At 58.7% G+C, this 6,653-nt stretch carries 12 protein-coding genes; 4 read left to right on the top strand and 8 right to left on the bottom strand.

Features of this window, described 5'->3' with window-relative positions; all coding sequences use genetic code 11:
* Positions 1–131 precede the first annotated feature (131 nt).
* The 8 genes from ACN0VI_RS13660 to ACN0VI_RS13625 all read right to left on the bottom strand — a co-directional run bounded on the left by ACN0VI_RS13660 (position 132) and on the right by ACN0VI_RS13625 (position 2,716).
* On the bottom strand, positions 132–443 hold the full coding sequence (locus tag ACN0VI_RS13660; protein ID WP_417447136.1) for a hypothetical protein: 312 nt from the start codon (positions 441–443) through the stop codon (positions 132–134).
* Between the two features lie 343 nt (positions 444–786).
* A complete protein-coding gene (locus ACN0VI_RS13655; RefSeq protein ID WP_417447135.1) occupies positions 787–963 on the bottom strand; it encodes a hypothetical protein in 177 nt (58 codons plus the stop codon).
* Positions 964–971: 8 nt separating this feature from the next.
* Positions 972–1,169 (bottom strand): hypothetical protein, encoded by a 198-nt coding sequence (locus tag ACN0VI_RS13650; protein WP_417447134.1) that lies wholly within the window; start codon positions 1,167–1,169, stop codon positions 972–974.
* A gap of 9 nt (positions 1,170–1,178) precedes the next feature.
* Positions 1,179–1,349 (bottom strand): hypothetical protein, encoded by a 171-nt coding sequence (locus tag ACN0VI_RS13645; protein ID WP_417447133.1) that lies wholly within the window; start codon positions 1,347–1,349, stop codon positions 1,179–1,181.
* Between the two features lie 10 nt (positions 1,350–1,359).
* The gene (locus ACN0VI_RS13640; RefSeq protein WP_417447132.1) at positions 1,360–1,578 is read right to left on the bottom strand and encodes a hypothetical protein; all 219 of its coding nucleotides are present in this window, start codon (positions 1,576–1,578) and stop codon (positions 1,360–1,362) included.
* A 103-nt stretch (positions 1,579–1,681) separates the two neighbouring features.
* Positions 1,682–2,029 (bottom strand): type II toxin-antitoxin system ChpB family toxin, encoded by a 348-nt coding sequence (locus ACN0VI_RS13635; RefSeq protein ID WP_417447131.1) that lies wholly within the window; start codon positions 2,027–2,029, stop codon positions 1,682–1,684.
* Positions 2,026–2,280: an AbrB/MazE/SpoVT family DNA-binding domain-containing protein gene (locus tag ACN0VI_RS13630; protein ID WP_417447130.1), complete on the bottom strand. Its 255-nt coding sequence runs from the start codon at positions 2,278–2,280 to the stop codon at positions 2,026–2,028. The genes ACN0VI_RS13635 and ACN0VI_RS13630 overlap by 4 nt, the downstream gene beginning before the upstream one ends.
* A 166-nt stretch (positions 2,281–2,446) precedes the next feature.
* Positions 2,447–2,716, bottom strand: coding sequence for a hypothetical protein (locus ACN0VI_RS13625; RefSeq protein ID WP_417447129.1), 270 nt, complete (start codon positions 2,714–2,716; stop codon positions 2,447–2,449).
* Between the two features lie 460 nt (positions 2,717–3,176).
* Here ACN0VI_RS13625 and ACN0VI_RS13620 point away from each other — a divergent pair, with 460 nt between their 5' ends.
* The 4 genes from ACN0VI_RS13620 to ACN0VI_RS13605 all read left to right on the top strand — a co-directional run bounded on the left by ACN0VI_RS13620 (position 3,177) and on the right by ACN0VI_RS13605 (position 6,646).
* The gene (locus ACN0VI_RS13620; protein WP_279648824.1) at positions 3,177–4,979 is read left to right on the top strand and encodes a phosphoadenosine phosphosulfate reductase family protein; all 1,803 of its coding nucleotides are present in this window, start codon (positions 3,177–3,179) and stop codon (positions 4,977–4,979) included.
* 73 nt (positions 4,980–5,052) lie between these two features.
* Entirely contained in the window at positions 5,053–5,757 is a 705-nt protein-coding gene (locus ACN0VI_RS13615; protein WP_417447128.1) for a hypothetical protein, read from the top strand.
* The gene (locus ACN0VI_RS13610; protein WP_155268735.1) at positions 5,754–6,266 is read left to right on the top strand and encodes a Lar family restriction alleviation protein; all 513 of its coding nucleotides are present in this window, start codon (positions 5,754–5,756) and stop codon (positions 6,264–6,266) included. Before ACN0VI_RS13615 ends, ACN0VI_RS13610 begins: the two co-directional genes overlap by 4 nt.
* Positions 6,263–6,646 carry a hypothetical protein gene (locus ACN0VI_RS13605; RefSeq protein WP_019407024.1) on the top strand — a complete coding sequence of 128 codons (384 nt, stop codon included), beginning with the start codon at positions 6,263–6,265 and terminating at the stop codon, positions 6,644–6,646. The genes ACN0VI_RS13610 and ACN0VI_RS13605 overlap by 4 nt, the downstream gene beginning before the upstream one ends.
* Positions 6,647–6,653: the final 7 nt, after the last annotated feature.

The following is a 6,653-nucleotide window of genomic DNA, read 5'->3' as shown; positions in this document are numbered from 1 at the left end:
AAAATGAGAATTCCCGCCAAGTGTTTTGTCTGATCGCTCATACCTAATCTCGATTTCGCGGACGCGAAAAACGCGCCCTGGTACTGCCAAAGCCCGCACGCAGCGGGCTGATGATCGGCGGTAGTTTTCCATTAACTGGCCGGCTGGTTGAGATAGGTAAGGATTGTCATCGCAACCGAAGCGGAAATTAGGATCGCCTTCACAATCACGACCAGTAAAGACTCTTTGTATCGTATGAAAGTGGATCTTGATTCCACGGTCATTTGCTCGCCGTCAGCACCAATAACATTATTTCTGCTAGTGCTGTGAATAACCCGAGGTGGAACAACCAGCCGCAAGACAAGCCAACCAAGCAGCACAAAAGAACCTATGGTCAAGATGGTTATGCTCCCGAGCAGAAACCCTTGAATCAGCATTGATATTCCTACAATCACCAATGTCATATGTTTTCCTCAATATTCGACTTTCGGCAGCCTGCTTTAACAAACAGGCTCTCGGGAGGCCCCGTCTAACCAGGGCTCTGAACTACCGCACCGTGATCGTGCCAACCGTGTAGCCCATGCTCTCGAAGTAAGTTCGGATTGCTTGGTAGTCGATAAGTCCTCGACTATCTTCTGCCTTCGGGCAGCGCTTAGAGCACTATCGGTATCCAATTGATCCTTGAAACAGTGCCCTGCGTACAAGAAACGAGGTGTCAGACGAACAAAATTAAGCTCGACTCCCTCATCGAAATTGGCATCGAAAATGGTCTTGTCTGTGTTAGCCATGATGTTTTGGATTGATTTCTTAGATACCGTCGGAAATCAGTTGAAGGTTGAGTAGTGTTGCTGCCGAAAGCAGGAACAAACACCCACCCCACTTTAATGCCGGCTTCCAACCGGTAGGCCCGAACAAAAATAGGGCGAGATAGCAAAGCAGCAACAACATTGAAGCCCCAAACAGCATTAATTTCTGAATAGACATAGTTTTCCTCAAACTTCGTTGTGCCCGGTGAGGGCCTGGAGCAAAGCCCGCAATTCAGGCGAAAGCTGCTTGGCAGCAACGGCATCATCGCCTTCGTCGCACGGATGCACCTCGATGCAATCCAGCGCCTCGCTCAGCACTTGCTTGGCAGCTTTCTCCAGGGGACTGGCATTCGCGCCTACAGAGGCAAGCAAGTCACGTTTCATCGGGTTTTCCTAGTTGCCGGTGTTGTTCTGGCGGGCCTGCTGTGCGAGCCACTGCTTGCGCTTGGCCAGGGCGTCACCGCCGACCACTACAGCTTCCCAGCGATAGCCTGCACGCTGCGCCCAGGCGGCGGTGCAGGAGCCTTCACAGATCATCTGCTCGATGGTGACTCGTTCGCTCATGGCGGATTTCCTATAGCACAATGCACTTTGTACGAACCCGATCGGGGAGCGAGCGCTTGCTGGCTTCAACTCCGGCCTCTGATACGAAAGGCTCAGCCAGAAGCTGACGGGTGACGGATGCTTGCGATGCTTTGCATTCTTCCAGGCTCGCATACCCAGGGATGGTGTAGGTCTTTTCGCCACCGCCGCCGTACATGACGGCGACGAACATAACCGCTGCTTTCAGCATGGGAATCTTTCTCCGAATTCGTTATTGGTTCAGCGTTCACGGGACACTTGAAACGCAAGGCCTTCTTCGACCCTGCCTGCTCGCGCCAGTACCCGTTTCCTCGCTACTCAAACAGTGCCTGGACACGGGCCAGGGCGTCTTCGATTACTACCTCAGGCGCGCCCTCGATGCGCCTAGCGCCACGGGCCTCCAGATCAACCGAGCGAATCTGGTTGCACAAGATCACGCCCTGCGTGTCAGTGCCCGCGCCGCTCAGCGCCACGGCAAAACCGGCGTAGCGGGCAAAATCACCTCCTTGCGTAATCGGAGCGATAACAGCCAGGCCGGTAGCGTTATACGCTGCCGGCGTGAGCACCAAGGCCGGGCGGAAATCGCCCTGCTGCTCACGGCCTGCCGTGGGATTCAGATTCAGGCGCACAATATCGCCACGACCGTACTTCGCTCGCTTCACGCTTCACGCCCCACCGGCTGCATTGCATTCCACTCGGCAAGCTCTGCCGGCTCCGGGGCACTCAGATCACACTGGGCCATCAGGTCAGCCAGCTTGTAGTGCGGCTTGGCCTTCGCCGGTTTCAGCGTCATCGCTTCACCCGTGAAATCGAGGCTCAGCACGTTGCCCACGTCGATGCTCATTTGCTTGAGCACGGCGGCAGGCAGGCGAATCGCCGCGCTGTTGCCCCACTGTTGAACTTTGACTTCCATAAGCACCTCGCTATGTAGATACATTGTAGATACATGCCAAGAGAAGCGCAAGGTTGATGTAGATACAATGTATCTACAATGCCAGCTCGGATTACACACGCAGAGCCAAACTGATGAATGGATCAGCACGCGCTTTGGGCCGCAAACCTCTTCCCACCTTGCCCTTCTACTTCTCTACCTTTCGGTTCGAATGGCCTCTCAGGAAGTTCGCTATCTCTTGAGTGAGCAGGTCGGATACCAGCGCCGTTTCGCCGGTTTCGTCGTTCAGTACCTGCAGTTCGGTCAACGCTTTCTCGGGATGGCCTACAACGGCTGCGGTGGCCGCCTGATGCTCACTGCTCCACTCGTGATAGTGATGCTTGCACGATCTACCCTGCAGTGCGCCGAGCACGGGCTTCCAGCGTCCGTCGAGCGTGCGCGCGTTGATGGTGAACATCAGTGGTTCCTTTCGTTGCTTGACTGTTGAAGCATCTCACCTGCAGCAACAAACCCAAGCACCGTCTCATTGTGCTTGCCTCCCCTCCTCTGCCAGGCAATGGGCTAATGGCAGTCGTCATGTTCTTCCCTTCCAGAGAAAGCGGACTGGATCACCGCCCAGCTGTTTCCCTGCGCGAACATCGAAATCGTAAGTGTCTGATTTTCCCTGTGATCTTGATCGAGGGCCTGTATCCCAGAGGTCTTTCTTATGCGGCTGCGGAGTTCAATTTCCGGCGCTGTGGTCGGGGCCTGTAGGTGCCCGGTTCGATTCGAGCGGAGAATTTCCGCGTGGGTTTCCAGCGTTGGTGGGCTTTGCGTGGCTCTTGGGCGCTCGCCGGAAGTCGCGAGCTTGGGTATTTGGCGACCGGCCGTAGTGTGGGGTTATCGCTTAACGCAGCCCCAGGCATACGGAATCCCTCATGCAGCTGATCGACGCCACTCTTTTCCAAGACCCCATCCCGGTAGCAAGCCCTATCGTTGAGCGCACCTTCGACGAGAAAGTGGCGGATGCGGTAGCTGTCATCGAGGCCAACATTCGCGCCGGCAAGCGCCTGATCGGGGCATGTTCGTTCGGGAAGGACAGTAGCGTCATGGTCGCCCTGACCCTGATGGCGATGGAGCGGCTGCAGAACGCGGGCTACGAAGTTCCCGAATTCCATGTCATGACCAGTGACACCCTGGTCGAAAACCCTGCGGTGCTGGCCTACAGCAAAGGCGAGATCCGCTCGCTCAAGGATTATGCCGCGAGCAAGAACCTTCCCGTGAGGATCTGGGTGTGCAAGCCCAACCTGACCGAAAACTGGCTTGTGTCGATCATCGGCGGACGCACCGTGGCGTCTATGCCGGGCAATAGCGCTAAGTGCCAGCAACAGATGAAGAAATCCCCACTGGACCGTACCAAGCGACAGATCAAAGCCGTGCTGAAACACCAGATGGGTAGCGCCTACCGTGATGATGATGTCGTCGTGCTGATCGGCACGCGGCGGGACGAATCCGCGGTGCGCGAGCGCAATATGGAAGCCCGAGGCGAGAGCGCCATCGTGCCGGTCAATACTGCCGGCCCAAACAAGAAGCCTGAGTGGGTGCTGAGCCCCGTGGCCGACTTCACGACCCTGGACATCTTCACCTTCCTGGGCAAGGTCACCAGCGGCCAGCTCGTCACCTACAGCGACTTCCAGGCTCTGACCGAGGTCTACCGCGATGCGGGTGGGGACTGCATGGTCAACGTCTTCATCCGTGACAGCGGCGTCGAGCGCAAGACCGGCTGCGGCGCACGTCATGGCTGCTGGATCTGCCTGCGTGTCGGTACTGACCGCAGCATGGAAAACATGCTCGCCGAGGAAACCGGCAAGCACAGCTGGATGAAGCCGCTGAGCGATTTCCGCAACTACCTGCAGGCGCGCCACTACGACCCACGGGGCCGCAACTGGCTGGCCCGGTCGATCAATGACGAAACCGGGACGATAAAAATCGCTGCGAATGCCTACTCACCCGAGCTATGCCTTGAGCTGCTGCGCTATGCGCTGAGTATCGATGCCGATGAGGCTGACCGCGCGTGGGCAGCCGGTGAGCCGCCGCGTTTCCAGCTGCTGGGCATGAAGGAAATTCTCACTATCGACCTCTACTGGGGGCGCTACGCCTACCAGCGGCCATTCACCGCGCTGAGCGAGTACCGCCAGATTTTCGAGAACGGCAAGCGCTACCGCATCCCGCATGAATACAAGGTTTACGAGCGAAAGGATCTGGATGTCACCCGTGAAGTCGAGGTGCCATTCGTGGACGAGCAATTCCACGGGATCTACCAGGGTCTGCGGTCGGCCATTGCAAGCGTGGCCAACGCTGAGTCGGTCGTGAAGAAAGGCGGGATCTACTACACCCATGTGACCGAAACCAACGAGTTCGACATCGATGCCGAGGGAGCGGAAATGTTCTTCGACTTCGAGCTGGATCACGCCCTGGAATACTACGGCCCGCACGCCGATGTTTACCCCTCGGATGTTGTGCACTACCTGGCCCGCTTCGGCACCGTGTCGTTCAAGAAGGGCGGGCATTCGTCCTGGGACCGGATGTTGCGGATCGGCAATCAGCTCCACCGCCACGGGCTGCGCGACATCCTCAACGATCCTGATGCGCTGATCGCCAAGCTCACCGGGCAAGCTGCTCAGGTGCCGTGTGCGGCCATGTCTGCGCCAGAAAGTGGGCAGCTCTCGCTGGGGTTCTAGTCTCGCTGCCGGCACCGAGCTTGGGATCTGCCGGCTTGTCGATAGCCTGAAATCAAATTCACAGGAGGTTGTCATGAGTGATTCGAGCAAAGGCGGCGCACCAGCACCAGCGAAATACAGCGACATCGTTGCCGATGGCGGCATGGACCCGCGCTCGGGGCCTGTCGAGCAGCAGCGGCGCTCTACTTCGCCGGCCGGCTGGCAGTCTGTTCCGGTAAACCCGACGATTGAGATGATCGCCGCGCTCGGCTTCAACGGCGATGTGGCCCTTGCGACGGGGCATGCGGCTGCCTGCGAAGAACTCACGGCACAGTACCGAGCCATGCTTGCCTGCGCTCCGGCCGCGCCGCTCGCCAAAACCCCGATTGCATATCTGCGAGCCTCCGATCTTGAGCGGCTGGCACCGAACAATGTTGCCGGCTGCGCAGCCTCGCTCAGCAAAGAACCCGGCAACGGACTGGTTGCGATTTACACCGAGGCCTTCTCTACGTCCGCGCTGGCGGAGGCGCTTGCTGCGTTCGTAGCGCTGGCCGAAGAGCGCGAGCGCGAGTTGGGCGATCTCTCTTCCGAGATGCGCGAGTGCCTGCAGAAGGGCCGCGCTGCCCTTTCCGTAATTCAGCCTCAGCAGCTCGGGCTGGTCGAGACGCTGCAGAACGCATTTGCCATCTCCTCTAATTCCGGTAGCGGAAAATTCGCCCTCACGCTGAGCTTCGAAAATCTGGCTGCTATGCAGGCCTGCCGCCGCGCGGTTGAGTGCGCTCTAGGCGGTGCCAAATGAGAGGCCGTAATGCATTGAAGCCACTCAAGCCCTGCCCTTTCTGCGGGAGCCCCGCCAAGGAAACTGACCGGATCAACTCCAATGTCGTGGCATGCACCGGCTGCGCGGCGCGAGTGACGCAATCAGAACCTGGCATGGGCGATGCCGATATCCGCTGGAATCAGCGCCAACAGTGCTTCAGCCCGGCGCCGGCCTGGCAGGCGTTCGACTACAACGCGCCGCCCGAATCGGGCCTGTACTGGGTCGCAGGCACCCGGCCGGTATGGGATGTGTGTGCCAGCGATGACGGGAGCCCGGTTGGCGTCCACACAGGTGAGCATGAGCAATTCGTCGCCCTAGTCTGGTTCCAGATCTGGACGGACGATGACGGTTCCCTGGTGTTGGATTTCGCCGCTGTTGACCCTTACAACCTCGGCAAATTTGCAGACGAGGATACCGTCTCGCATTTCATGCCTCACGCGATCCCGGCACATCCGGCCGTGGCTACGCCGACCAAGGAACTGACATGAGCCAACGCCTCCCGCTGCGCCCGCGCGACATCGAGCTGATCGAAATGCCCACTATCGCCAGCCAGATGCCGGTCGAGTTCGAGAACGGCCAAACGTGGCAGGACTTCGAAGGCCGCTGCGCGGGGTGCGGTGAGGACATCCCGAGCGGGTTCATGCGCGGTGCCGTCATCCGCCAGGCCCTCCGCTGCTACACCGTTGAGGCTGTCGGAGTTTGTGCCAGCTGCCGTTCCGGCACCTCATTTCTGGTGCGCCTGCATGATGACGGCAGCTTAACCACTCAGGTCGATGGAGTCTGGTGCCGAATGGCGCGCGTTCAGCTGGGCCTCTTTTCCTGGTTGGGAAGCCTTTTGCGGTCGATGTTCGGCACCAGGCAGCGCTGACCGACGC

The organism is Kangiella sp. (assembly GCF_048265365.1).
Classification (GTDB): domain Bacteria; phylum Pseudomonadota; class Gammaproteobacteria; order Enterobacterales; family Kangiellaceae; genus Kangiella.
Note: the sequence above shows the minus strand (reverse complement) of the source record. Positions and strands in the feature narration are given on the sequence as shown.